Below are 25,613 nucleotides of genomic sequence, written 5' to 3'. Positions count from 1 at the left end.
GTATGTCATGGGAAGACGCCTGGCGCGAGGGACGCACCGGCTGGGATGCCGGCCAATCCTCGCCACTTCTCCAACATCTGGTAAGACGCGGCGAGTTTCGGGGAGAGCGAGCGCTGGTCCCGGGATGCGGCGCGGGCTATGACGTGATCACCCTTGCCAGCACCTTCCAGGAGGCCCGCGGCCTGGATCTCGCGCCGACGGCCCGCAAGCGCTTCTTTGAGCTTCGCGACGTGGCGAACCTCTCCGAGGAGCGCGCCCCCTACCAGGTCGGCGACTTCTTCGAAGACGATCTGCACGCCCCCTTCGATCTCGTATGGGATTACACCTTCCTCTGCGCCATCGACCCCACGCTTCGCCCCCGCTGGGCCGAGCGCATGGCCGCCCTCATCGCGCCGGGCGGCCTGCTCGCCACGCTGATCTTCCCGGTGCTCGAGGATGACCCGCAGCGCGAGGCCGAACGCATGGCCAACGGCCCGCCCTTTCCCCTCCGCCCCGCCGGCGTCGAGGCGCTCGTCGCCGCGAACTTCAAAACTCGTCGACTCGAACCCGTACCCCCGAGTTTGAGTCATCCCGGACGCGAAGATATGGAGTGGCTGGGTATCTTTGAGCGCGCGTAATCGCCTCAGCGATCGCCCTTCTCCAGCGACGCGCTACGCGGCCCCAGCAGCACGCGGTCCATCGCAAAGCTGCCATCGTCCTCGATATGCAGAATCGCCGCGTAGCGCTCCGTATGAAAGCCCACTCGCCCCGCAGCCCCGGGGTTGATCCAGAGCGTCGGCCCCACCTTGCCCACCACCGGGATATGGCTGTGCCCGACCACCAGCACATCGGGCCTCAGCCTTGAGATCAGCTCCCGCGCCGCTGGCCGGGGGCGTTTGGGCGAGCCCGCGATATGAAGCGCGCTGATCTTCTTGCTGGCGACCATCACGCTGGCCTCCAGGGGATAAAAACGCAGCTCGCCACCGTCGATATTGCCCCGCACCACCGTGACCGGCGCCACCTCCTCCAGGCGATGTATCACCGCCTCTTGTCCGATATCGCCGGCGTGCACAATATGCGCAACGTCTTTGAATACCTCGCAGACTTTTTCGTCCAGCCAGCCGTGCGTATCTGAGACCAGCCCTACGCTTGTTCGTCCCATCACACCCTCGTAAAGACTCGTAAACCCTTGAAATGACTGGCCCGTCACGACGCGACGTGTCTAAAAAACATCTTGCACCGCCCCGATGACGTGTGCACGATGGCGCCGTCTCACACCCGAGAAAACCCGACCCCACAAAACTCGCGATTCGCGGGATGAGATGTACGTTGAAGTACCCATGAGCAGAAGGTGATGTCGATGGAAGCGATGATGAGAATGCCCGCGCAGGCCACACAATGCGCACCATGCACAGGCATTCTCGCGGCACGCCAACCTCGCCACAGGCGCTCTCCACGCAGCAGACACGGCCTTAACGCCTGCTCCCGGCGTACTACCATGCAGAAGTTTAGTCGTCACTGTATCACCGTTTGAATCGTTGGCCGGCACGGCTGCCGGCCGCTTTGGATGGACGCCACTCACGGCGTCGCAAACACGGAGCTGTACATGAAGATGAATACGCAACTGCGATGGATGTTCACCCTGGCCGCCGCTGGCGCCATGACCCTGACCCTTGTGCCGGAGGCCGACGCCGCCCGTCGCGCCAGCCTCGGCCAGAACCGTCTGATCCTCGACAAGAACGACGTCTACCTCTTCCCCCAGACCTCCACCGAGTACAACAACCTGCTCAGCCTGGAGTACGGTGGCTCGCAGAACTCGGGCTCCGGCCTGGCGCTGATCGGCAACGACGCGATGGTCTTCGGTCTGGGCATCTACCGCGGGGATCTCTTCAGCGCGCAGAGCTACCCTTACAACCTGGGCCACCCCAACCTGGGTAATATCGGCAACCCGCTGGCGCCGATCAGCCCTCAGCCCCACACCATTGTGGATCTCTTCGCCGGCTTCGACCTGGGCGCTGGCTCCGCCGGTGCGCGCCTCTCGGTGGGCAACGGTGGGCAGCGCAACGTTGATGCCGAAGACGTCGTCGACGCTCAGACCCACAACTTTGTGGGCCTGACCCTGGGCTACTCCATGATGGGCGATACCCGCGTGGACACCGGCCTGAACATTCAGTTCAACTCCGGCAACCAGATCAATGGTGGCGACGACGTCATCGACCACTCTCGCCTGGCCATCGGCGCCACCGCCCGCGCCTTCGTCCCGATGGATGATCGCACCAGCCTGGGCATCCTCGGCGACGTGACCTTCGAGAGCGAAGGCGCCACCGGTCGCACCTACGACGCCAACGGCAACGAGACCTCCAGCAACGAAGCCAGCGCCAGCGCCTTCGGCATCATGGCCGGCGTCGGTCCGGTCTTTGAAGTCAAAGAAAACACCACCCTGGCCGGTTACGCCCTCTTCGGTGTGGCCACCGAAGGCACCGACCCCGACACCGACGCCGACTTCGACAGCCAGCGTCTCACCACCTACCTGACCCCGGGTCTGCATGTCGCCGCGGACATCCAGCTCCTCGACTGGCTCTACTTCCGCACCGGCGCTCAGTACACCTTCATCGGTGCGACGAACTCCTTCGAGCGTGACCCCAACGCCGGCAACAACGTGCGTGACACCGAAACCGCCAACGTGCGCACCAGCGACTTCGGCTGGCGCGCTGGCCTCGGCATCGAGCTGGGTGACTTCACCCTCGACGGCGCCTTCCAGGCCGGCTTCATCACCAACGGCCCCGACTTCCTCGGTGGCGCCGGCGGTGGCATGTTCACCTCGGTGGCCGCGGGTTACCGCTTCTAAGCCACACCCGGCGGGAGCAGGCCCTCGCTTAGCGAGCTCCTGCTCCTGACCTGAAGCCACAGACGCCCCGGCCGCTCTCGCGGCCGGGGCGTTTTTGTTCCCGCGTCAACGCGACAAAGCCCGCCTCATGCCTTCAGGCCCCCCTTCGTCACCGCTACGAATACCCTCTTACGGACAAACGTGGCCTTTCGTCGACGTCACGAAGCCCTTCTCACGCCCTTCAGGCCCCCTTCGTCACCGCTACGAATACCCCCTTATGGGTAATAGCGACCCTTCGTCATCGTCACGAAGCCTACCTCACGCCCTTCAGGCCCCCTTCGTCACCCCGACGTGCTGCCTCTCAGGCTCATGCCTTACCCCACGGGCGCTCATCGACTCCAGAGCCAGGGTCGTCGCGTCGCATAAAAAAAGACCCTGCGGCTCACCAGGGAGCCAGCAGGGCCTTCGATCCACGAGCGCAGACTCGGGGGGCTATCTCAACAGGAACGCGACGCTCATTTCTCCTCGTGAGCGCTCACATCCTTCTCGGTGCTCGGCGACGCATCATCGCTGGCCTGGCCCGTCACGCTTTCAAACTGCTCGGTCGAAATACCCATGCGCCTGGCGCGACGCAGCCACTGCTTGCGCGCCATATCGCGCATATCCTGCTCGACATCCGACTCGTCGACGATCTCCAGGCCCAGCAGCGTCTCCACCACATCCTCCATGGTCACCAGCCCGGCGATGCCGCCGTACTCGTCGACCACCACGGCGATATGGTGCTGCTCGGCCACAAAGAGCTCAAAAAGCTCGCGCACCGAGAGGTGCTCCGGCACAAACTTGATGTCGCGACGATGCTCCACAAGTTTGCGGGTTTCGTGATCGCGCGCCAGATCCAGCAGAAGGTCACCTTTCAAGACGTAGCCGACAATCTCATCGGCCTTCTCGCGGTAAATCGGGATGCGCGAAAACACCGGGTTGGGATGCGCCTCAAAAAACTCGCCAATGGCGGTATCCTGCTCCACGGCCAGGAGCACCGTGCGCGGGGTCATGATATCGCGCACCCGCAACGCCCCGACGCGCAGCACGTTCTGCAGAAGAATCGACTCCCCGATATCAACCACCCCCTCCTGCACACCGATCTCGGTCATCGCGCTCATCTCCTCGCGGCTCAGCTGAGGCTGCGCCTCTTTGGAGGAGAGCAGCTTCATCAGCAGCTGGGAGACCACCACCAGCGGGTAGCTGATGAAGATCAACACCGGCAGCATACGCGCGACCGGAGCACTCAAGCCTCGCCAGTAGTTTGCGCCGACGGTCTTCGGAATGATCTCGGTCAAAAAGAGAATCGCCAGGGTCATCACCGCCGAGACCACCCCGACATACCCCTCGCCCCAGATCTTGGTGGCTTCCGCACCGACGCCCACCGCACCGACGGTATGGGCGATGGTGTTCACGCTCAAAATGGCCGCCAGCGGCCGATCCACGTCGCTCTTGAGCCGGTGCAAGAGCTCGCCGATGGGCTGCCCCTCGTTGCGAAGCGCCGCGACGTAGGAAGGAGTGACGCTCAGGAGCACCGACTCCAGCAGCGAACACAGAAAGGACGTCCCGAGCGCAAAAAGCGCATAAATGATCAGCAATGTCATCGACTTATCGTCCTCGCGCTCAACGGCGCGTTAACGCTCTGGCAAATTCAACGAATTCAGCGAGCAAACCATCGAGCTGCTCATGCAATTCAGCGTTTTTGAGGCTGCCATCATCCTCAAACGCCTGGTGGGCCATCGAAAGCCCGAACATCTGCGGTGAGACCACCGCTCCCATCGCCTCCAGCGGGATACGGGTCTGCCACAGACCGCGGTTGCCGCCGATCATCGAAGGAGACGCACTCATCAGAAGCAAGGGCTTATCACGAAGCGGCCCGGGACGGTAGCGCGAGAGCCAGTCCAGCGCATTCTTGAGGTTTCCCGGGATCGAGTAGTTGTACTCCGGTGTCACCAGAATGAGCGCATCGGCAGCTTCCACCGCCGCTTTCATACGCTCGGTCCCCTCAGGGAAGCCGCCCTCCTGAAGGTCCTGGTTGTAGAGGGGCATCTCAAACTCGGCGAAGCTGCGTCGGTCCACCTCCACGCCCTCCATCGCGTCGAGCAGGTCCGCAGCCACATCGAAGAGTTTTCCGTTTTGCGAGTTCTGCCGCAGGGATGCGGCAAAACCCATGATCTTGACAGTCATCGTCGACCTCTGAGGCCCGAAGGCGCTCCAAGAGAGAAGGGTCACGCGCGAGACGCGCGCATAAAAAAAGCAGCGCTCCCCGGATGCAATCCGGGGAGCGCCGCCTCTTATTGCTCAGAACTCAAGCCCATCTTGCTCAGCTGTTCTCAGCCGCACGCTTGGCCTGGTACTCCTTGATCAGCTCTTCCTGAACCGAGCGGGGCACCGGCGCATACTTGGCGAACTCCATGGAGAACTCGGCCTTGCCCTGGGTCGCGCTGCGCAGGTCGTTGGAGTAGCCGAACATCTCGCTGAGCGGAACGTCCGCCATCACCACCGCGTAGCCCTGGCGGGTACGCGAGCCAGTGATCATGCCGCGGCGCTTGTTCAGACCACCGAGCACCGAACCGCTGAACTCCTCGGGGCTCTCGACCTCAACCTTCATGATCGGCTCGAGAATGACCGGGTTGGCACGCTTGTACGCGTCGCGGAAGGCCGCACGAGCCGCCAGACGGAAGGCCATATCGGAGGAGTCAACCGCGTGGGAGTTACCGTCGACGATCGCCGCCTTGACGTTGACCACCGGGAAGCCGATGAGACCACCTTCGTCCATCTGGTCCTGGAAGCCCTTATCACAGGAGGGCTGGTACTCTTTGGGGATCACACCACCGGTGATGTTGTTGATGAACTGGTAGTGCTCACCCTCATCGGAGGGCGCAAGCCAACCCACCACGCGAGCGTACTGACCCGAACCACCGGTCTGCTTCTTGTGGGTGTAGTCGAAGTCGGCCTGCACGGTGATCGTCTCGCGGTAGGCAACCTGCGGCTGGCCCACTTCCACGTCGACGCCGTACTCACGGCGAATACGCTCGATGTAAACCTCCAGGTGAAGCTCGCCCATACCACCGATGATGGTCTGGCCACTCTCCTCGTCACGCGAGACGCGGAAGGTGGGGTCTTCCTTGGAGAAGCGGTTGAGCGCCTTGGAGAAGTTCTGAAGACCGTCCTTCTTCTTGGGCTCGACGGCGAAGGTGATGACCGGGTCGGGCACGTGAATCGAGGTCATCGTCACTTCGAGGTCGCCGTCGGTGAAGGTATCACCCGAGGCGCAGTCGATGCCGAAGAGCGCCACGATGTCGCCGGCGGTCGCCGTGTCGATGTCGTGCATCTCATCGGAGTGCATGCGCACCAGACGACCGACCTTATGCTTGTTCTGGTTGCTCATGTTGTAGATGAAGTCGCCCTTATTGAGGCGGCCCTGGTAGATGCGGCAGTAGGTCAGCTGACCGTAGCGCCCGTCTTCCAGTTTGAACGCGAGCATGACAAGGGGCTTGTCGTCGACCGGAAGAAGCTCAACCTTGCTCTCTTCTTCGTCCATCGCCAGCGCGTCGTAGCTCATCTCCAGCGGGCTGGGCAGGTAGCTGACGACGGCGTCGAGCAGAAGCTGAACACCCTTGTTCTTGTAGGCCGAGCCCATGAACACCGGGGTCATCGAACGCGAGATCGTCGCCTTGCGAATGGCCGGGATCAGCATCTCGGCGGTCACAGGCTCACCTTCGAGGTAGGCCATGGCGACTTCGTCATCAAGGTCGGCCACCGCCTCAACGAGCTTGGCGCGGTACTTCTCGACCTCATCCTTGATGTCTTCGGGGCAATCTTCGGTGCGGATGATTTCGCCACCGTCGCCTTCGAAGTAGTGCGCCTTGCGGGTAAGCAGATCGACCGCGCCGACGTGCTTGTCTTCAAGACCCAGGGGGTACTGCATGAGCACGGCGTTGTGCTTGAGCTGTTCACGAAGCTGCTCGGTCACCGCAAAGGGGTTGGCACCGGAGCGGTCGCACTTGTTGATGAACGCCATGCGCGGAACGCTGTAGCGGCGCATCTGACGGTCAACGGTGATCGACTGCGACTGAACGCCGGCAACCGAGCACAGGACCAGGATGGCGCCGTCAAGAACACGCAGAGCACGCTCAACTTCGATGGTGAAGTCGACGTGGCCCGGGGTGTCGATGATGTTGATGGCGTTCTCGCCCCACTTGCAGTAGGTGGCCGCCGACTGGATCGTGATGCCTTTTTCGCGCTCCAGATCCATGTTGTCCATCTTGGCCCCGACGCCGTCCTTACCGCGGACGTCGTGGAACTGGTGGATGGTACCGGTGTAGTAAAGAATACGCTCGGTGAGCGTCGTCTTGCCGGAGTCGATGTGGGCGGAGATCCCGATGTTACGAAGTTTGTTCAGGTCCATAATCCTACTCGGTTATGTTGAGACGAGGGGCTAGCGCGATTTGCGCGTAGCGCCTACCCCATTTCGGAGCGTCTGTCACGTCGGTTGACGAAGTTTTTTGCCACGCCCCGACGATGTTCGGGATACGGCATACGAAGCCACCTCCCGGGCAGGAGGCAGTGGCGAGGCCCTCACCAGCGTGAGTATCTCACCGTTGTACTCTGCGAAAACGACGCGGCGCCTGCGTCGCTCCCACGAGCGCCGGCGGACTCTATAGCGGCTCTGCGCGAAATTTCAAGCCCCACTCCCCTCTCCGCGACGCCCCCCTCAACGTGCCCCACCACAGACTTCTTCCCGAAACGCTCCTCAACCGGCTCTTTTCTACCACGGCCTGCCCCGGTCACGACCCCATTGAAAATTTGCAGGCGCCAATGGCCGTGGTAGGTTGCCGGAGGAATCGTCTCGCAGACTTGCTCGCCCCGGGTTGATGGGGGCGCGAGTCACGCGCACGGAAGCGCGCTACTCGACAGCCCCTCGCGGCGCACACGCAAGCCTTGCGACCCCAATGCATTGCCACGGAGGGCAGTCATGGCGGCCAAGAGCGCTGCATCCTCATCCTCAAAGAAAAAATCGACCGCTCGCTCCTCGAGCAGCAAGACCACCAGCAGCAAGGCCAAAGCGGCCCCCCGGGTCAACGGCACTTCATTTGCGCTGCAGCGTGAACTCAGCGGGGTGGTGCTCCTGGCACTGGCCCTGGTGCTCTTGCTCTCCATCGCCAGCTTCAACCCGGCCGACCTCATCCGCGGCGAGGCGCCACCGACCAACCTGATCGGCCCGGTGGGCGTGTGGGTGGGCGATGTGCTGCTGACGATCTTCGGGCTGGGGGCCTTCTTCCTCAACGCCCTGCTCTGGTACTTCGGCATCTCCATGCTGCTCGGTCGCGAGATTGAGGCGCGCCCGGGCGAAATCATCGGGCAACTTCTCTTCGTGCTCTCAGGCACGGTGCTCGGGCACCTGGCGCTGAGCGGCTATCTGGTGCTCGGCCATGAGCCCGGCGGCTGGATTGGCGCCTTTGGCGGCGAGTTGATGCGCGGTGCGGTCGGCACGGTGGGCACGGCCATTCTGGCGGGAAGCGCGTTTCTGATCGGAGCGGTGCTCGTGACCGACCTGAGCCCCGGGGCGGTCGCCCGCTGGTTCGCCGCGCACATCCACCGGTTCACCGCCTGGATGCGCCATCGCCGCGCGGTGCGCCGCGAGTTCAAACAACGCTACCAGGAGGAGCGCGACCGCCTGCTCGCCGGCGAGGAACTCACCATCGCCGAGGAAGCCCGCCTTGAGGCCGAGCGCGCCGTCCTGGGCAAAACCACGCGCGGCTACGACTTTGAAGAGAGCCTCGACGACGAGGTCGAGCGCAAAGTTGCCGGCCGGCTGGCCCGACTCTTTGGCCCGCGCCTGCGCAACGCCGAGCTCGCCGGCGACGACGCTCCGGTCTCCTCGGTCGACGCCAGCGTCGACACTCCGGCGAAGAATGCCCCCGAGAAGAAGAGCAAAAAGAGCGACGACACGAAGAAGGCCCCCTCAAACCCCATCCCCGACGATGAGGGCTGGGAAATCGGCGAGCTCGCGACCGACGCCGATATCAAAGCCGAACCCATTCCGATCGCCGGGCTTGATGAGGCTGGGCCCTCCGAAGAAGCCATCGAGGTCAGCGACACCCAGGTCATCGACATGCGCTCCGAGCGCGAGGCGAGCGCGCCGGTCAAAGGCGACTTCGGCCCGCAGATCGTTGAGAGCGAGGCCACCCGCAAGGCCCGCGAGCGCCAGCAGATGCTGGAGAGCGACGCCGAGGGTGGCCTGCTCTTCAAGCCGCAGAAGAAGGGCAACTACGAGCTGCCTCCCATCTCGTTTTTGAACTTCGATCGCGGCGAAGAAGTCGCCGTCGACTCCGACGCTCTGCGCGATATGGCCGCCCAGATCGAGAAGACCCTGGCCGACTTCAAGGTCGAAGGCACGGTGGTGGAGATCTGCCCCGGCCCGGTCATCACGATGTTTGAGTTCAGCCCGGCCCCGGGCGTCAAGCTCTCGAAGATCGCAAACCTCTCCGATGATCTGGCCATGGCTCTGGCCGCCCACAGCGTTCGTATCGTCGCGCCCATTCCCGGCAAGGGCGTCGTCGGCATTGAGGTACCCAACCCCTCGCGCGAGATGGTCTACCTCAAGGAAATCATTGCCGATGAGGCCTTTGCCGATAACAAGAAGATGCAGCTGCCCCTGGCCCTGGGCAAAGATACCGAAGGCGGACCGGTCATCGCCGACCTGGCCAAGATGCCTCACCTGCTCGTCGCCGGTGCCACCGGCGCCGGTAAATCGGTCGCCGTCAACACCATGGTCTGCAGCCTGCTCTACAAGCACACCCCCGACGATGTGCGCATGATCATGGTCGATCCGAAGATGCTCGAGTTCAGCATCTATGCGGACATCCCCCATCTTCTGCTGCCGGTTGTGACCGATCCGAAGCAGGCCACCGTCGCGCTCAACTGGACCGTTCAGGAGATGGAGCGTCGCTACCAGGCGCTGGCCGATATGGGCGTGCGCAACGTCACCGGCTACAACGACAAGATCAAAAAGCTCACCAAGCAGGCCGAGCTCGACCAGCTCAACGGGTTGGAAGACTCCGAGGCGTTGCGCTCCCTGGGCATCGACCATAAGGGCGACCCGGAGCACAAACACCTGCCCTTTATCATCGTGATCATCGACGAGTTTGCCGACCTGATGATGACCGCCTCCAAAGACGTGGAGACGGCCGTTGCGCGCCTCGCCCAGAAGGCTCGCGCGGCGGGCATCCACCTCATCCTCGCCACCCAGCGCCCCTCTACCGACGTCATCACCGGGCTTATCAAGGCCAACTTCCCCACCCGTCTGGCCTTGCGCGTGACCAGCAAGACCGACAGCCGGGTTATCCTCGACGCCAACGGCGCCGAGAACCTGCTGGGTAACGGCGATATGCTCTTCGTGCCCCCGGGCACGAGCTTTCTGCAGCGTACCCACGGCGCTTACGTCTCCGAGAAGGAGATCGACAAGATGGTTGAGTTCCTCAAAGTCCAGGGCGAACCCAACTACGATGAGTCCATCCTGGCCGACGATGGTCAGGACGATGAGAGCGCGGTGGCCGACGAAGATAAAGATGAGTTCTACGAGGAGGCTGTACGCCTGGTGGTCGAGTCAAAGCAGGCGTCCATCTCGATGCTCCAGCGCAAGTTGCGCGTCGGGTACAACCGCGCTGCCCGCATGGTCGACATCATGGAGATCGAGGGCATCGTGGGCGAGTCCGATGGCTATAAGCCGCGCGAGGTGCTGGTCGACCAGTCGCCTTATTGAGCTGCCCTGCCCTCAGGTTTCATGACGACTCCAACGAAAAAACGCCGCGAATCGCGGCGTTTTTTCGTTCAGCTCTTTTCGACGCCCGCACCTGCAAAGGTTGTCGGGTCGCCGTAGAGCGCCTCGCGCACCGAGGCGTAGACATCGCGGTGCGCGAGCTCCGAGAAGCCCTGCCAGAAGGTCTTAACGTCGCGGCGGCTCGACTGCGGAAAGCTGTCGCATACCGGACAGGCCACCGGCTGAAGCCCAACCTCATCGACCCAGGCTTCAATCTTGCGCTCTTCGACCAGAATCAAAGGCCGAATCGTGGTGACCGGGTGCGTCGACGCCGGCGTCGCAGGCTTCAGCGGATCGAGGCGACTGCCGAAGAGGAGGTTCAAAAAATAAGTCTCCACAGCATCATCGAGATGATGGCCCATCGCCAGCTTCGTAAACCCGCGCTCCGCGCAGTACGCATTGAGAATGCCACGGCGCATCCGCCCGCAGATCGCACAGGGGATCTGTCCGGGCTTGAGCATCTTCTGAACCACCGAGTGGGTATCGCGATCGATGACCTCAAGCGAAGCTCCCAGGCGCGCCATCGCCGCGTTGAGGCCCTCGCGGTCAAAGCCGGGCTGGTTCTGATCGAGGTGAATCAGCGTGACCTCAAAGCCCATATCCTCGCGCGCCGCCAGCTCCAGCATTGCTGCGGCGAGCAGAAGCGAATCTTTGCCCCCGGAGATCCCCACAGCCACGTGGTCGCCCGCCTCCACCAGTGAGAAGTCGCGCACAGCGCGCTCGACAAGTTTCATCACCGGGCGGCTCACGCGGGGTGGCTCAGGGGTTTCAAAGGGCGCAGCGCTCATGGTGGGGCTCTCAGGGTGCAGGTTTGGCAACACGCAGGTCGCGGGTTGATTTGGCGGCGAATTCTACCGGCTGCGCGCCGGTGTGCAAGGTCCACAGCACCGCACTTCCACGCCGTCCTGCACAGGCCTAGGCGCGCGGACCGATCGTAGAGTAGACTGCGCGAAGCGAGGCCGTTTCTCGGCCGCACCCAACGTCTGGAACCATCCCTGGAGGAGACCATGTCCGACGCCATCATCTGCCCCCAATGTCAGACTGCCCATTACGCCGGTGAGGCGTACTGCGAGAGCTGCGGCGCCGACCTCAGCGCCGCGGTGCCGGCTGCTGAAGACGATCCCTTTGCCATCGATGACGCGGTGGACGAGGCAGACGTCCCGCACGCTGAAGTTGCCGATGATGACGATGTCGAGTTCGCCGAGATCCCGGTTGAGCCCCTCGACGCCGAGGCGGACTACGACGATGGGGCGCTGGAACTGGATGCCGAGGGTTACGACCTCGTAGAAGTCAGCGACGTCTCCGACGACACCCCGCCCCCGCCTCCGGCCGGTGGGGAGTTCGACTACCCCGAAATCGCCGTGGAAGCCGCCGTCGATGGGGAGTCCGAGGAAATCGCCGAGTTTGGAACGATCGACGTCGATCCGCTCGACGCCGACGAAGCCCCGGCCTTTGCAGGGACTGACGACGATCTGAGCGACGTCCCGGATATGCTGGCCGGTGAGCCGGGCGTCGAGGTCGAGCGAACGCCTGCGGCGAAACCTCAGCCGCAGCGCACCACACCGCGCGAGCGCCCCGAGGTTCAACCTCTGCCAGTTCCCGGCCCCTTTGAGGAGCCTGCCCTGCTCACCCTCTACCGCGACCAGAAGGCGCTGGAAACCTACGCCGTAGAGCTCGACGCACTGGTCGTCGGCCGCGCCGATGCGGACGCCGACCACACCCCGCATATCGACCTGAGCGAGCACGCCGGTCAAGCAATCGCGCGTCGCCAGGTGGCGGTGTATCGCCAGAACAAGAACTACATCGTCTGCAATCTGGCAGCCTCGGGCACCCAGTACAACGACGAGCTTCTGGAGCCGGGCGATCGCCGCCGTCTTCATGAAGGCGATACGCTTGTCCTCGGCGAGAAGCTCGCGCTGCGCTTTTCCCTACCGGCGATCTAAGAGGCCTGTTCGCCAACGCTGAGAGATAAAAAAAGCCCCGGAGCCTGACGGCACCGGGGCTTTTCTGTGGTCTTGTAACTCGGTCGCTCAACCGGCACGCCGGAGCATGCCGTTGAGGTCTATCGCCAGTGCCTTATTCGGCGGCCTGCCGGGCTTCCAGCGCTTGCTGACCAAGGTCGATCGTGGCCTGAACCGCCGACGAGACGCCCTGGAAGTCGAGAATCGACTCCTGCGTGATCTCAATGGCACGCGCCGGGAAGAGGCCAAGGTAGAGAGTCATCGCAGCGCAAACCACCATCGCCACCTTCGGACCGGTGTGCTCCAGCGGGCGGAAGACGCGCTTCTCAGGCTTCATGTACATGTAGATGAGCACCTTCAGGTAGTAATACACACCGGCCACACTGCTGAGCACGCCCAGGATGGCCAGGCCAATGAAGGAGAACTCATCGGTCTGCATGCCCACATCGATCGCCGAGCGGAAGATGTAGAACTTACCCAGGAAACCCGCGGTCGGAGGGATGCCGGCTGCCGAGAAGATGCTGATGCCCATCACAAGACCCATCATCGGGTACTTGATGCCCAGCTGACCCAGGTCTTCAAAGGTTTCTACCGACTCGCCGCGACGGCTGAAGTAGGAAAGCACCGCAAAGGAGCCAATCGTGCCGAAGGTGTACGCCACCAGATAAAAGAGGATGGCGTCGTTGTGCAGGAAGAAGCGCGGATGGGCGTTGGCCGCCGTAAAACCGAGCAGCAAATACCCCGCATGAGCGATCGAAGAGTACGCGAGCATGCGCTTGACGTTGTTCTGCACAAGCGCCACCACGTTGCCCAGCACCATCGACAAGGCAGCGAGCGCAAAAGCGATGTCAATCCAGCCATAGCCGAAGAAACCGCCGCGCAGCACGTCGAGGGGGAACGCGACAACAAAGACGCGCAGCAGACCGGCGAACGCGATCGCCTTGACCGCCGTCGCCATGAATCCCACCACCGGCGTAGGGCTACCGGTGTAAACGTCCGGCGTCCAGATGTGGAAGGGTACCGCCGCGACCTTAAACGCAAAACCGCTGAAGATCAGGAGCACACCCAACATCGCCAGGCCAAAGCCCGCGTGCTGCCCTTCTCCACCTTCGAGGTAGTAGAGGTTCTGGGCGATCATCTCGAGGTTGGTCGTACCGGTAGCACCGTAGATCAACGCGATACCGTAAAGCATCAGCGCGGCGGAGAAGGCACCCAGCACAAAATACTTCATGGAGGCTTCGGCGCTGCGCGAATCTTCACGCAGGAAGCCGGCCAGCACGTAGATCGGGATCGACATGATCTCAAAGGCGATAAAGAGGCTGAGCAGATCCGCCGAGCCCGCCATAAAGATCATGCCCGCCACGCTGAAGAGCACCAGAAGGTAGTATTCTCCACGATCCATGCGGTGGCTTCGAAGCACCGCCGGCGAGCAGAGAATCGCCAGCGCTCCGCTCACACAGGCCAGCGCGCTGAAAAAGAGCGCGAAGCGATCGAGGTAGAGCATCCCGAAGAAGGTCGGTGCCTCCAGGGTGCCGTCCCACAGATACCAGCTGCTCGCGGCGGCAACGCTCAGACCGATGACCGAGAAGTAGGCCAGGTAGTCGCGCGGCGTCCCCTTGCGGTGAAAGACGTCGATGAGAATAAACGCCAGCGCCACAAGCGTGACGATCATCCCGGGGACGATCGCGGCGAACTCCGCGCCCTGGGGCGGTGTGAGCATCGCGAGCGTGTTCAATGTGGAGAGCAATTGCATGGTCATTACATCCGTCTCAGCAGCTACGGCGCAGAAAGGCACGCCGAGTTAACGTCCGGGCGCGCGCGCTCAGCGCTCGTTACGACGCTCTTTGGCCAGGTCGATCATCGAACCCTGCGGAACCCAGGTCGGGTCAAGAGGCTCAACCACCACAGTGTTCGCCTCAGTGACGTTCTGGTCCATGTAGGTCAAAAACTGGTGAATCGAGGGGTCCATCCGGCTCAGGAAGTACTTGGGGAAGACGCCCATGAAGATGGCCATCAGGACGATCGGCACGAGCACGCCAATCTCGCGAGCGCTCAGGCGCGGCATCGTGCGGATCTCATCGTGAACGACAGAGCCGAACATAACGCGCTTGAACATCCACAGCAGGTAGGCCGCGCCCAGGATGACGCCGGAGGTCGCGAAGATGGTGAAAATAAAGGCCGTGATCTCCGGACCGGCCTGACGCGCCGAGCCAATCGCCACGTCGGTCATCGCCGAGAGTTCATAGACCCCGTAGCCCGAGCCGGCGTTCTCCGGCTTGATGAAACCAAAGGGGGTCTCAAACCACAGGAAGTGGCTTTGTGAGGTGCCCATGATGCTCAAGAACTCACCGACGAAGCCGTTAAGACCGGGCAGACCGGCCGAGGCGAAGGTGATGACCATGAAGAAGGTCGCGAACATCGGCATCACGCTGGCCACCCCGCCGAAGTCGGCGATCTGGCGCGAGTGACGACGCTCGTAGAGCACGCCCACGCACAGGAAGAGACCGCCGGTGGCGATACCGTGGGCGAGCATCACATACATCGCACCGCTGATCCCCTGGGGGGTCATGGCGACCAGGCCCAGCACACAGAAACCAAGGTGGCTGACCGAGGAATAGGCCACGAGCTTCTTCACATCATCCTGCACCAGGGCCACGATAGCCCCGTAGATGATGCCGATGACCGAGAGCACCGCGATATAAGGCGCGAAGGTCTTGAGCGCATCGGGGAAGAGCGGGAAGGCATAGCGGAGGATCCCGTAGGTCCCCATCTTCAGCATCACCGCAGCCAGGATCACGGAGCCAGCCGTCGGAGCCTGAACGTGCGCGAGAGGCAGCCAGGTGTGGAAAGGGAAGAGAGGCACCTTGATTGCAAAGGCCAGGAAGAACGCCGCAAAGAGCCAGAACTGCTCGGTAGCGCTGAAGTCCGCCGCCAGAATGTCGGTGTACAGGAAGGAGAAGGTCCCGGTCTGCACGCCCGCCTGGAAGTAGACGTACATGATGGCCAGCAGCATCAGGATCGAGCCCAGCATCGTGTAGATGAAGAAGGTCGCCGCCGCTTTCACGCGATCCGCCCCACCCCACACGCCGATGATGAAGTACATCGGGATGAGCATCACTTCCCAGAAGATGTAGAAGAGAAAGACGTCGGTGGCGACAAGCGCACCGATCATCCCCACCTCCAGGAAGAGCAGGCAGATCATGTATTCTTTGACGTTCTCGTGCACCGACGAGTAGGTCGACCAGATCGCCAGGGGCATCAGGAAGGTGGTCAACATGACCAGCCAGTAGCTGAAGCCATCAACTCCCAGCGCGTAGCTCACCCCCAGCGAGGGAATCCACTCGTAGGGCCCTTCGGTCAGCTGGAAGGTAAACGCTTCGCCAGCAGCCATCGGCAACGAGGGGTCGAAAAGCACGAGAATGCCGATGCTCACCGCGAAGACCCCCAGCGAGGTAAGCAGAGCCACGTTACGTAGCACCTGCACCTGTTCGCGCGGGATCAAGAGTAGCGCCAGAATCCCCAGAAGCGGCCCGAAGGTCGTCAAGGTCAGCCAGGGGATGCCCCCCTCACTGACCGCGGCGGCCTGTGCCAGAAGCGGGTTGCCCACCAGGGCACCAAAGATGTTCGTCAATTGAACCATCGGTCCTAATCCAGTGCTCGGTTCACGCGTGTTGCAACCTCTGCGACACGCGCGCCTTAAGGGTTACCTCGAACGTCCCAACGTCTGCTGCCTTTAAGCGAGGCAGCCCGGGTAGAAGATCGCCAGGACGACAAGCGCCAGCGCAAGGCTGATGTAGGTCGCATAGCGCTGCACATTACCGCTCTGCAGGTTGCGCAAGATCCGACCCAGGTTCTGGGTCATAAAGGCCGCACCACCCACAAGCAGGCCGGCGATGATGTTCTTATCGAACCAGGTCATCACCTTACCGATAAGCAGCGTCGGGCGAACAAATGCCGCGAAGTAGCCCTCATCGACGAAGTACTTGTTGGACAGCACGTAATGAAGTTTGGTCGCGCGAGCGTAGATCACGCCCGGAAGGTCGGTGCGCTTGACGTACATCAAGTACGCCAGACCAATGCCCGCGCCGGCAACGATCACGCTGGTCGCTGCGGCCAGGCCCTCGGCCAGGTAGGGATGCTCCCCGAAGCGGCCGAGCACCCGGTAGGTATCGGAGACGACGAAGACCTCGGAGAGCCAGTTCTCCAGACCCAGCGCGTAGACCTTGAGCCCTGCGGGGAAGGCCGCAGCGATAAAGTGCGGCCACCCGATGTAGCCACCGACCACCGAGAGGAAGGCCAGCACCAGCAACGCCACCAGCATCGCCGAGGGCGACTCGTGGATGTGGCTCTTGGTTTCTTCGTCGGCGCGGCACTCACCATGGAAGGTCATGAAGTAGGCGCGGAACATGTAGAAAGCGGTCAGACCGGCGGTGAGAACACCGACGATGAAGACGAACCAGTTGATAAAGAGCGCACCACCGAGGACTTCGAGCGCGTGGCCATCGGCGGCCACAACCGCCGGAGCAAGCGTGGTGGTGAACATCTCCATCTGGGCCGTCTCCAACACACCGACGACGTTGAGCACATGCACGTTGGAGAGTGCGCTCCACAGGATGAAGTCCTTGGAGTAGAAGCCGGCAAAGAAAGGCACCCCGGCGATCGCCAGCGTCCCGATAAGGAAGGCGGCGTGGGTCCAGGGCATGTACTTTCTGAGCCCGCCCATCTTGCGCATGTCCTGCTCGTGGTGCATGCCGTGAATCACGCTACCGGCCGCAAGGAAGAGCAACGCCTTGAAGAAGGCGTGGGTCATCAGGTGGAAGACCGCCGCGGTGAACGAGCCCACGCCCACGGCCATGAACATAAAGCCCAGCTGCGACACGGTGGAGTACGCCAGCACCTTCTTGATGTCGGTCTGAACGATCGCGATCGTCGCGGCCATCAGCGCAGTCAGTGCCCCCACCACGGCGACGATGGCCATCAGGTTGGGGTCGAGCGTAAAGATCCAGTTGATGCGCGAGAGCAAGAACACACCGGCGGTGACCATGGTCGCGGCGTGAATCAGCGCGCTGACAGGCGTCGGGCCGGCCATCGCGTCAGGAAGCCAGACGTAGAGAGGAATCTGCGCGCTCTTCCCGGTGCAGCCCAGGAAGATCAGCACGCCCACCGGAAGTGCGACCGGCAAAAGAACAGCGGCGGTGGCCGTGTTCGTGGCCAGCTGCTCGAGCTCCAGGTAATCCCAGGTGCCCGCGGTGAAGAAGAGGATGAACATCCCCAGCAGGAAGAAGAAGTCGCCAACACGGTTGACGATAAAGGCCTTCTGACCTGCGGCGGCCTTATCAGCGTCGCTGTACCAGAATCCGATCAGCAGGTAGCTGGCCATCCCCACGCCTTCCCAACCGATGAAGGTCACGAGCATGTTCTTGCCCAGGGCAAGCAGCAGCATCGCAAACACAAACAGGTTGAGGTAGGCGAAGTAGCGCCACTTCGACGGGTCCTCGGCCATGTAGCCGGTCGAGTAGATGTGAATCAGCAGACCCACGCCGGTGATGATCAGCACCAGCACCGCCGAGAGGGGATCGAAGAGAAACGCGATCTCCGCGCTGAGACTGCCGCTGAAGATCCACTGGAAGGCGGTGTAGCTTAGATGCCCCACCTCCTCACCATTGCCCTGATTCACCAGAGCCTGGAAGCTCACCAGCGCAAACGCGAAGGAGAGCGCCATCGCCCCACAGGCCACCCAGTTGACCAGGTTCTTGGGGAGCTTCGCGCCAAAAAGGCCGTTGATGATCGCGCCGAGCAGAGGCATCAGCACAATCAGGCCAAGGAAGTAAAAACTATCGGAGTAAAGCGGTTCCATGATCGCCTATTCTATCGCCAGGGAGTCGCACCTGCGGCCCTCCCCTGCATTCACATCGAGGGGAGCTGCCCATCCATCATGCGGCCCGTGTCCTAGTACTGAAGCTGCTGCATTTCGTCGACGTTCACGCTGCGCTTATGCCGGAAGACATGCAGCACGATGGCCAGGGCAACGGCCGCCTCGGCCGCCGCAACCGCCATGACAAAGAAGGCAAAGATGTGCCCGTCCATGTCGATGCGGTAGCGGCTAAAGGCGATGAAAGTCAGGTTCACCGCGTTGAGCATCAACTCGATGCTCATAAAAAGGATGATCGCGTTACGACGCACCATCACCCCGATCATCCCGATCGAGAAGATCGCCGCCGAGAGGATCAAATAATGTGCGAGGGTTGGTTCCCAGGACATGCCCACACTCCATCCACAAAGACGTGCAACCGGTTACTCATAAGCCGCCTTCAAAGAGGTCGGCCCGGGTTGCGCATAAGCGTCGATTAACCGACGCGTCGTTTAGCGATGATCATGGCGCCAATGATGGCGGCCAGAAGAAGAATCGCGGTCAACTCGAAGGGCACCACAAAGCGATTCACAAGAGCGATGCTGATCGGCTTAAACGTACCGTAGAGCCCCTGACGACCGGGGGTCACCTGCCCCTGACGCGCTTCCGCACTGAGCGCAGGAGGAAGCTCAAAGGGGACGCTCTTGTCGAAGCGGTTGTATTTGCCCTGAGCGGGATTGCCCTGACCTGCCTCCCACGCCGTCAGCTGCGCCTGGTAGGCAGCCTCCAGACCGACTTCATTGAGGTCTGCGGCAAGGCCCGGGATCGCCGAGCGCGTCAGCAGTGCGACCTGCTCACCCTCTTCGGCCCCCTCCACCTGCTGGGCGTATTCCTGACGACCCTGTTCGACATCTTCGCTGCTGACGACGGCCAGAATGGACGCCCCTGCAAAGAAGAAGATCGCAAGACCGCTGGCAATTGCCGCCACAAAATGCAGCTGGAAGCGGTTCTCGCCCAGCTCTTCATCACGCAGGTTTAAGAGCATGATGATAAAGAGGAAGAGCACCATGATCGCACCGCCGTAGACCAACACCTGAACGATCGCCAGGAAGTGGGCCGAGAGCAGCACGTAGAGGCCAGCAAAGAAGAAAAAGTCCACGATCAGCGCCAGCGCGCTGTACAGGGGGTTACGCACCAAAATCACAGTAAGGCTTGTGATCAGCGCCCCCAGCGCAAACATCCAGAAGAACAGGGGTTCCCAAAAACCCATTGAAACACTCCACGCGAGAGGCCGGGACGCGTACGCCCGCTGCGGCCAACTTCGAAGCATTGGCAGAGCCTGCCGAAGCCGACCTTCATTCTGAAGGCCGGTGCAGGCGAAGGTCTGATAGCGCACTTTCTCAACGAGGTCAAAGCCCCAGACAGTGCGCGGAAGGGTGTAAATTAGGCCGCTTCGCTGGAGCCCTTGCGGCGCTTCGACCAGGCGGGGAACGAGCAGCACCCCTCTTTAATGTGGCGTTCGAATTCTTCGCGGAACACCTGCACATAGCTGCGAACAGGGATGGCGATGGAGTCGCCAAGCGCACAGATGGTGTTCCCTTCGATGTTGCCGCACATATCCAGCAGAAGATCGAGATCTTCCATGCGCCCACGACCTGCCTCGATCTCATCGAGAACCTTGGCCACCCAGCCGCTGCCTTCGCGGCAGGGCGTGCACTGACCGCAGGACTCGTGGTGGTAGAAGTGCGCCAGGCGTGCTGCCAGGCGCACCATGCAGGTGTCGGTGTCCATGAACGTGATGCAGGCCGTGCCCATCGAGCTGCCCGCCTCACGCATCGTCTCAAACCCCATCTGCGAGTCGAGCTTATCGGGAGTCATCACCGCGCAGGAGGATCCACCGGGAATGAAGGCTTTGAGTTCATGCCCCGGGAGCATGCCGCCGGCGTAATCTTCCAGAAGTTCGCGCACGGTCACGCCCGAGGGCGCCTCGTAGACACCGGGACGCACCACCGGTCCGGACACGCCGTAGAGCTTGGGTCCACCGTTCTTCTCAACGCCCATCGACGCGAACCACTCCCCGCCCTTCTCGATGATCCAGGGGATCGAGGAGATCGTCTCGACGTTATTCACGATGGTCGGAGCCTGGAAGGCGCCGACGACCGCAGGAAACGGCGGCTTCATACGCGGTTGCCCGCTCTTACCTTCGAGCGCTTCGATAAGCCCGGTCTCCTCACCGCAGATATAGGCACCTGCGCCCGGATGCACGTAGAGGTCAAAATCAAAGCCGGTGCCCAGGATATTCTCACCGAGGTATCCCTTGGCGTAGGCCTCCTTGATCGCGCCCTCCAGGCGACGAATCGCGCTCTGAAGCTCGCCACGCACAAAGATATAACCGTAGCGAATCCCCAACGCCCACGCCGCGATGATGCAGCCCTCAATGTGGCGGTGCGGGTCGAGCTCCATCAGGTAGCGATCCTTGAAGGTGCCCGGCTCGCCCTCATCAGCGTTGATCACCAGGTACTTGGGAAGATCGCTCTCTTTGGGAAGAAAACTCCACTTGATGCCGCAGGGGAAGCCGGCGCCACCACGACCACGCAGGTTGGAGGTCTTCACCTCCTCAATGATCGTCTCCCCATCCATTTTAAAGGCCTTGCGCATCGCCTGATAGCCCCCGTTGGCCTCAAAGACCTCCAGGGTGTGCGCATTGGGGATATCGAAATTACGGCTGAGGTACTTTTCCTGCATCATGACGTCTCTTCCCTTCAGGCTCGCGGGTGACCTTTGGAGGTTGGCGGCGAGCACCTTCTCAGTGCCGGTGGCTGCAAAGCAGTCGGGCGGCTCAGTGCATCTTACGAGGATCGGGCAGGCTGGCGAGCCGCGCGTTGAGCTGCTCGATCACCTGGTTGACTCGCGCCTGATCGTCGAGGTTCTCGAAGTATTCGATCTCGCCATCGGAGTAGCTGACCTGGAACATCGGGGCGGTTCCGCACGACGCCAGACACTCGGCCTCCGAGAGGGTGTATGCGCCGTCCTCACGGGTCTCGCCGAGTTTGACACCGAGCTTCTCTTCAAGATGCTCGATGAGCTCGTAGCCCCCCCGGATCGCGCAGGAGAGCGTCGTGCAAACCTGCACGTGACACTTCCCGACCGGCGTCTTGTTGTACATCGTGTAGAAGGTCGCCGCGTTGAGCACCTTGGTCGGGTGCACCTCCAGGCGCTCGGCGACGTAGTCCATCACCTCCACCGAGATCCAGCCGAACTCGCGCTGCGCCAGGTGAAGCACCGGAAGCATCGCAGCGAGCGTATTGGGGTATCGTGAGACGAGCTCTTTGAACTCGGCGTCCGCTTTCTCAGAGAATTCAACTGCCATGATCAAACGACCTTTCGATGTGGTGGCGTAAATCGGAGTGCAATTTGAGCACGCCTTTAGCCGGGGAAACCTAATTGCGGGGGCCGAGCGGTGTCAACTACACCGCGGCCTGATTTCATCAAAGGTACTCGGCCGGGCCGAGCCGGTAATAAAAACGTTCTCGCCCGAGGCGATAAAACCCCAGGGAGCGGTAGAGGATCGAGGCCGGGGTATTGCCCTGATACGCCTCCAGGTCGATGCCACGGATGCCGTGGTCCTCGGCCCAATCCAACACGGCTTCGACCAGCCGCCGCCCCAGACGACGCCGGCGAGCCGAGGGCGTCACATAGAGTTCCTCGATCCACAGCGCCCTGCCGGCAAACTTGAGCGACCAGTGGAAGTTCGCAAGGACCACGCCTACCGCCTCGCCACCCTCCTGCTGGCGAGCCACGAAGCAGACGCAGCGCGCCGGCTCAGCGCGCGAGTCTTCAATCACCTCCCGAGCCAGCGCTTCCAGGTCTTCCAGCGCCGTTTCCACTCCCAGGTCGTCCATATCCTCCTGGAAGAGGCGCGCCAGTACGGGCGCATCCTCGGCCACAGGAAGCTCGATCACCTCTTCAGACATCGCGTTTTATCCCTCAGCGTAAAGCCTGCTCACTTCAGATCTCCCGCATTTTTTCAAGCAAGACACGGCGCTCATCGGCCGGGATTTTGGTCAGGACATCATCAAAGAGCGCGGTTTCCTCCTCGGTGTGTTCCTCGATCATGCGCGCCATGGATTGCACGACATCCTGGATCACCGTGAGGTTGCGGCTGATCTCGTCGGCCGGCTTACCCAGCTGCTCATGCAGCCAGCGGGTGCGCTGCCCCATAAGCTCATGGCTCTTAACCAGCGACGCGATACGTCCGGCAAGCTCCGGGAAGCGCTCCTCGATCTCCACAAAGAAGATCTCTTCCTCCTGATTGAAGTGCTCCAGCATATCATCAAGCGCAACCTCCATATCCTCGGAGGCAGACTCGATCAGCTCGCGCTTGCGTTCCTGGCCGGTTTCTTCCGCGCCAATGCGCTCAAACGTGCCGCTGAGGTCCTCAAAAAGTCGGCGCAGGTGCACATGCTCGTGGTGAACACGGTCAATCAAGTCCGACGATGGCGTTGCTTTGGATGAGTCGTGGTCCATGGCTGCTTGGCTCTCCGGTGCTGCGTCAGGGCGGTGTGCCGTCGGGTCGACGCGTACGATCCGGCAGGCGCGCGAAAGATAACGACCGGATGCCAAAGGTGCAAGCCAGGCAGGTGCGCTTTGTCCCACGCGCTCATGACTCCGAAGCTCGTGCCCTTCCCATGTTTACGGCCCGGCCGGTAGCCTTCGCACCATACCCTATTGCAATAGACTTGCATCTGTGCAAGTTATCGTCTGGCAAGCCGGGCGCCAGGGACGCGCCCCATCCATGACCGGACGCCGCCGGCGCGTCCATGCCACGAGATCGCATCATGCCCAGGCCCTCTGCCCTCTCATCACGTTGTCGCACCGTCTTGAGCACGCGCGATCGCTACGCCCTGTTCGTCGCCATTCTGGCTTTCGTAGCACTCACCGCCCCCCTCTCAGCCAGCGCACAGGCAACCGACGACACGGTTGACGCCGAACTCGAGGCGCTGGAGACCGAACTCCAGGAGACCGAACTCCAGGAGTCCGACCTCGAGCCGCCTTCTCTCGCCACGCCAGCAGATGAGAACGTCCCCTCTGAGGGCGTCGATGACGAGCTTGAGCGTCTGGAGATGGAAGTATCGCAGGGGGCGACGAGCGATCAGGGCGATACGCAACTCCCGACTCGCGCTGCGGCGATGCCGGGGGCAGGCTCGGGCGTCGTGGCTTCGATGAACCCGGACATCTCCCTGATTGCGGACTTCGCGCTGGCATGGTTCTCCGAAGAGCCTTCGCTCCTGGGGGGGCACGACGCCACGCAGACCGGCTTTAACCTGCAGGGACTGGAGCTGGGGCTGGCAGCCGGCATCGATCCCTACTGGCGATTTGATAGCCATATTCTGCTCTCGCTATTCGGGCTGGAGATCGAGGAGGCCTACGCCACGACTCTGGCGCTACCCTTTGGGCTCCAGGCACGGGCCGGCCAATTTTTGACGAACTTCGGGCGAGTGAACCCCACGCATTTGCACGCGTGGAACTTCACGACGCAGCCGCTTGTCCTGGGGAAGTTTTTCGGCGGGGAAGGCTTGCGAGGCCTGGGAGCGGAGCTCGGAGGGCTCCTACCCGTACCCTGGCTGGCGAGTTGGACGTTGAGCGCGCAGAACATCGCCGGCGGTGCCACCGGGCGCAGTTTTCTTGCCTCCGACAGCGACCTCACCGCGCTCAGCGATCTGAGCGTGGCGTTTCGGCTCGAACAGTTCTGGGACGTGGGCAGTCGCACCGGAGCGTTGCTCGGCATCAACGCTATCAACGGGCCTAACAGCAGCGGCCGCGGGAATCGCAGCGATATCTACGGGGTCGACCTTTTGCTTAAGCGTACGGTGACCGGCAACCGAGGTCGCTCGGAGCTGGGTTGGCAGAGCGAGGTGATGCTTCGCCGCCGTCAGGACGCCGGAGCAAGCGACGAGGCAACCGGCACCGTCCTGCAAGACTGGGGCGCTTATACCGAGGTCTTTTACAGCCCTGACCTCTTCTGGAGCGTCGCCGCACGCTACGAACGCGTCTCGGGCCTGGAGGGCGACCCACTTGACCCGGACTGGCGTCATACGCGCCAGCGCGGCGCGTTGAGCCTGAGTTATATGCCCTCGCATTTTAGCCGTCTTCGGCTGGAGTACGGCCTTGACCACCAGCCCGACGGCGTGCACCCGCTCGTTCACATGGTCTTTCTACAGCTCGATCTGGTCGCCGGTGCGCACGGCGCGCACGCGTACTGAGCTTGCCCGACCAGCACCCACTTCTTCCCGACCTCTCTGCCTCCCCCTGTCGCTCACGGAACTTACGATGCCACTTGCCGCTCGCCATGTCGTTGCCCGACGTCCCATCGCCCTGTTCGCCCTCGCCGCCCTGGCCCTTCTGAGCAATGCCGGGTGTGCGTTTAGCGATGGCGAGCCCTGGGGCTGGATCGAGGTGGAGGTACAAAACGCCGCCCCTGGCTCCACGACCTCGCCGCGCATTACCTCGGTGAACCTGGAACTCGCCACCCTTCGCCTGCTCAGCGAGAGCAGCGCCTCATCGGCGCCAGCGGAATTTGATCCGGCCAGCCCGCCGCCAGGCTTCTCGCTCTGTCACGGCGGCCACTGTCACGCCGATGATGGCCGCCTGGTCCCCTATGAAGACGTTCTTCGAGAGAGCGCCAGCGGTCCGCAGGTCATCTCCGCTATCGCGCTTGATGAGGCGCTTTCTCCGGGAGATTCCGCCAGGGGACGGCTTAAAATCACGCGTCGGGGCACGCTCTCGGCAGCCGAAGTCGAACTTAACGCGATGGAGCTGCACGGTACGCTGCCCCACCAGGAAGCGACCGTCGCCTACCGCGCCAACATACCGGTGAAGGGATTGCGCCTGACTATGCCCCTCGATCTTCTGGTCGACGCATCTTCGCCACTGCAGCAAACGCTGGACGCGAAAATCTATTTAAACGGCGACATCACCGAGGGGCTCGACCTCCAGCAGGCAACCTTTGAAGAGGACGGCACTCTGCGTATCACCAACACCCGAAATCGCGCCCTCGCCGAGGAGCTGCTGGAGCGCGTCGCGCTCCAGCTGGAGCTGAGTCCGGCGTCGATGTGAGGGCTTTGAACTTTG

20 protein-coding genes are annotated in these 25,613 nt (G+C 62.2%); 6 read left to right on the top strand and 14 right to left on the bottom strand.

The genetic code is table 11. The features are described from left to right. Positions 1-2: 2 nt before the first annotated feature. Positions 3-617 (top strand): methyltransferase, encoded by a 615-nt coding sequence (locus EA187_RS02805; protein WP_164855922.1) that lies wholly within the window; start codon positions 3-5, stop codon positions 615-617. A gap of 5 nt (positions 618-622) precedes the next feature. Here the strand turns inward: EA187_RS02805 and EA187_RS02800 are convergent, their stop codons facing one another. After that, the gene (locus tag EA187_RS02800) at positions 623-1,141 is read right to left on the bottom strand and encodes a metallophosphoesterase family protein (protein ID WP_127779094.1); all 519 of its coding nucleotides are present in this window, start codon (positions 1,139-1,141) and stop codon (positions 623-625) included. Positions 1,142-1,585: 444 nt separating this feature from the next. On the opposite strand from EA187_RS02800, the gene EA187_RS02795 reads away from it, so the two are divergent. Continuing rightward, the gene (locus EA187_RS02795; protein ID WP_115603019.1) at positions 1,586-2,827 is read left to right on the top strand and encodes a porin family protein; all 1,242 of its coding nucleotides are present in this window, start codon (positions 1,586-1,588) and stop codon (positions 2,825-2,827) included. A gap of 494 nt (positions 2,828-3,321) precedes the next feature. On the opposite strand, the gene EA187_RS02790 is transcribed toward EA187_RS02795, so the two are convergent. The 3 genes from EA187_RS02790 to fusA form a co-directional block, all read right to left on the bottom strand. Next, entirely contained in the window at positions 3,322-4,449 is a 1,128-nt protein-coding gene (locus EA187_RS02790; protein ID WP_115603020.1) for a CNNM domain-containing protein, read from the bottom strand. 19 nt (positions 4,450-4,468) lie between these two features. Then, positions 4,469-5,032: an NADPH-dependent FMN reductase gene (locus EA187_RS02785; RefSeq protein WP_115603021.1), complete on the bottom strand. Its 564-nt coding sequence runs from the start codon at positions 5,030-5,032 to the stop codon at positions 4,469-4,471. 136 nt (positions 5,033-5,168) lie between these two features. Further along, positions 5,169-7,256, bottom strand: a complete 2,088-nt coding sequence (gene fusA / locus EA187_RS02780; RefSeq protein ID WP_115603022.1) for an elongation factor G — start codon at positions 7,254-7,256, stop codon at positions 5,169-5,171. A gap of 567 nt (positions 7,257-7,823) precedes the next feature. On the opposite strand from fusA, the gene EA187_RS02775 reads away from it, so the two are divergent. Beyond that, on the top strand, positions 7,824-10,613 hold the full coding sequence (locus EA187_RS02775; protein ID WP_127779093.1) for a DNA translocase FtsK: 2,790 nt from the start codon (positions 7,824-7,826) through the stop codon (positions 10,611-10,613). A gap of 68 nt (positions 10,614-10,681) precedes the next feature. Here the strand turns inward: EA187_RS02775 and EA187_RS02770 are convergent, their stop codons facing one another. Then, complete coding sequence (locus tag EA187_RS02770) at positions 10,682-11,404, bottom strand: tRNA 2-thiocytidine biosynthesis TtcA family protein (RefSeq protein WP_241250172.1); 723 nt, start codon at positions 11,402-11,404, stop codon at positions 10,682-10,684. Positions 11,405-11,677: 273 nt separating this feature from the next. Between EA187_RS02770 and EA187_RS02765 the strand changes: the two genes are divergently transcribed. Beyond that, on the top strand, positions 11,678-12,613 hold the full coding sequence (locus EA187_RS02765) for a double zinc ribbon and FHA domain-containing protein (protein ID WP_127779092.1): 936 nt from the start codon (positions 11,678-11,680) through the stop codon (positions 12,611-12,613). A 133-nt stretch (positions 12,614-12,746) separates the two neighbouring features. Here EA187_RS02765 and EA187_RS02760 read toward each other — a convergent pair whose 3' ends face one another. From EA187_RS02760 to EA187_RS02720, 9 genes are all read right to left on the bottom strand, one after another. Continuing rightward, positions 12,747-14,390 (bottom strand): NADH-quinone oxidoreductase subunit N, encoded by a 1,644-nt coding sequence (locus EA187_RS02760; protein WP_115603026.1) that lies wholly within the window; start codon positions 14,388-14,390, stop codon positions 12,747-12,749. 63 nt (positions 14,391-14,453) lie between these two features. Continuing rightward, entirely contained in the window at positions 14,454-16,271 is a 1,818-nt protein-coding gene (locus EA187_RS02755; protein WP_115603027.1) for a complex I subunit 4 family protein, read from the bottom strand. 93 nt (positions 16,272-16,364) lie between these two features. Beyond that, a complete protein-coding gene (gene nuoL / locus EA187_RS02750; protein WP_127779091.1) occupies positions 16,365-18,488 on the bottom strand; it encodes an NADH-quinone oxidoreductase subunit L in 2,124 nt (707 codons plus the stop codon). A gap of 92 nt (positions 18,489-18,580) precedes the next feature. After that, positions 18,581-18,892: an NADH-quinone oxidoreductase subunit NuoK gene (gene nuoK / locus EA187_RS02745; protein ID WP_115603029.1), complete on the bottom strand. Its 312-nt coding sequence runs from the start codon at positions 18,890-18,892 to the stop codon at positions 18,581-18,583. Positions 18,893-18,978: 86 nt separating this feature from the next. Continuing rightward, on the bottom strand, positions 18,979-19,752 hold the full coding sequence (locus tag EA187_RS02740; RefSeq protein ID WP_164855920.1) for an NADH-quinone oxidoreductase subunit J family protein: 774 nt from the start codon (positions 19,750-19,752) through the stop codon (positions 18,979-18,981). Positions 19,753-19,925: 173 nt separating this feature from the next. Continuing rightward, the gene (gene nuoF / locus EA187_RS02735) at positions 19,926-21,227 is read right to left on the bottom strand and encodes an NADH-quinone oxidoreductase subunit NuoF (RefSeq protein WP_115603571.1); all 1,302 of its coding nucleotides are present in this window, start codon (positions 21,225-21,227) and stop codon (positions 19,926-19,928) included. A gap of 94 nt (positions 21,228-21,321) precedes the next feature. Next, positions 21,322-21,852 carry an NADH-quinone oxidoreductase subunit NuoE family protein gene (locus tag EA187_RS02730; RefSeq protein WP_127779089.1) on the bottom strand — a complete coding sequence of 177 codons (531 nt, stop codon included), beginning with the start codon at positions 21,850-21,852 and terminating at the stop codon, positions 21,322-21,324. Between the two features lie 118 nt (positions 21,853-21,970). Further along, the gene (locus EA187_RS02725; protein WP_115603031.1) at positions 21,971-22,456 is read right to left on the bottom strand and encodes a GNAT family N-acetyltransferase; all 486 of its coding nucleotides are present in this window, start codon (positions 22,454-22,456) and stop codon (positions 21,971-21,973) included. Positions 22,457-22,490: 34 nt separating this feature from the next. Continuing rightward, the gene (locus EA187_RS02720) at positions 22,491-23,009 is read right to left on the bottom strand and encodes a hemerythrin domain-containing protein (RefSeq protein WP_127779088.1); all 519 of its coding nucleotides are present in this window, start codon (positions 23,007-23,009) and stop codon (positions 22,491-22,493) included. A gap of 311 nt (positions 23,010-23,320) precedes the next feature. Between EA187_RS02720 and EA187_RS02715 the strand changes: the two genes are divergently transcribed. Further along, positions 23,321-24,745, top strand: a complete 1,425-nt coding sequence (locus EA187_RS02715) for a zinc-regulated TonB-dependent outer membrane receptor (protein WP_127779087.1) — start codon at positions 23,321-23,323, stop codon at positions 24,743-24,745. A gap of 67 nt (positions 24,746-24,812) precedes the next feature. Continuing rightward, positions 24,813-25,598, top strand: coding sequence for a hypothetical protein (locus EA187_RS02710; protein ID WP_127779086.1), 786 nt, complete (start codon positions 24,813-24,815; stop codon positions 25,596-25,598). The last annotated feature ends 15 nt before the right edge of the window (positions 25,599-25,613 follow it).

Source organism: Lujinxingia sediminis, from assembly GCF_004005565.1.
GTDB classification, from domain to species: Bacteria; Myxococcota_A; Bradymonadia; order Bradymonadales; family Bradymonadaceae; genus Lujinxingia; species Lujinxingia sediminis.
This window is presented reverse-complemented; position numbering and strand designations above follow the sequence as displayed.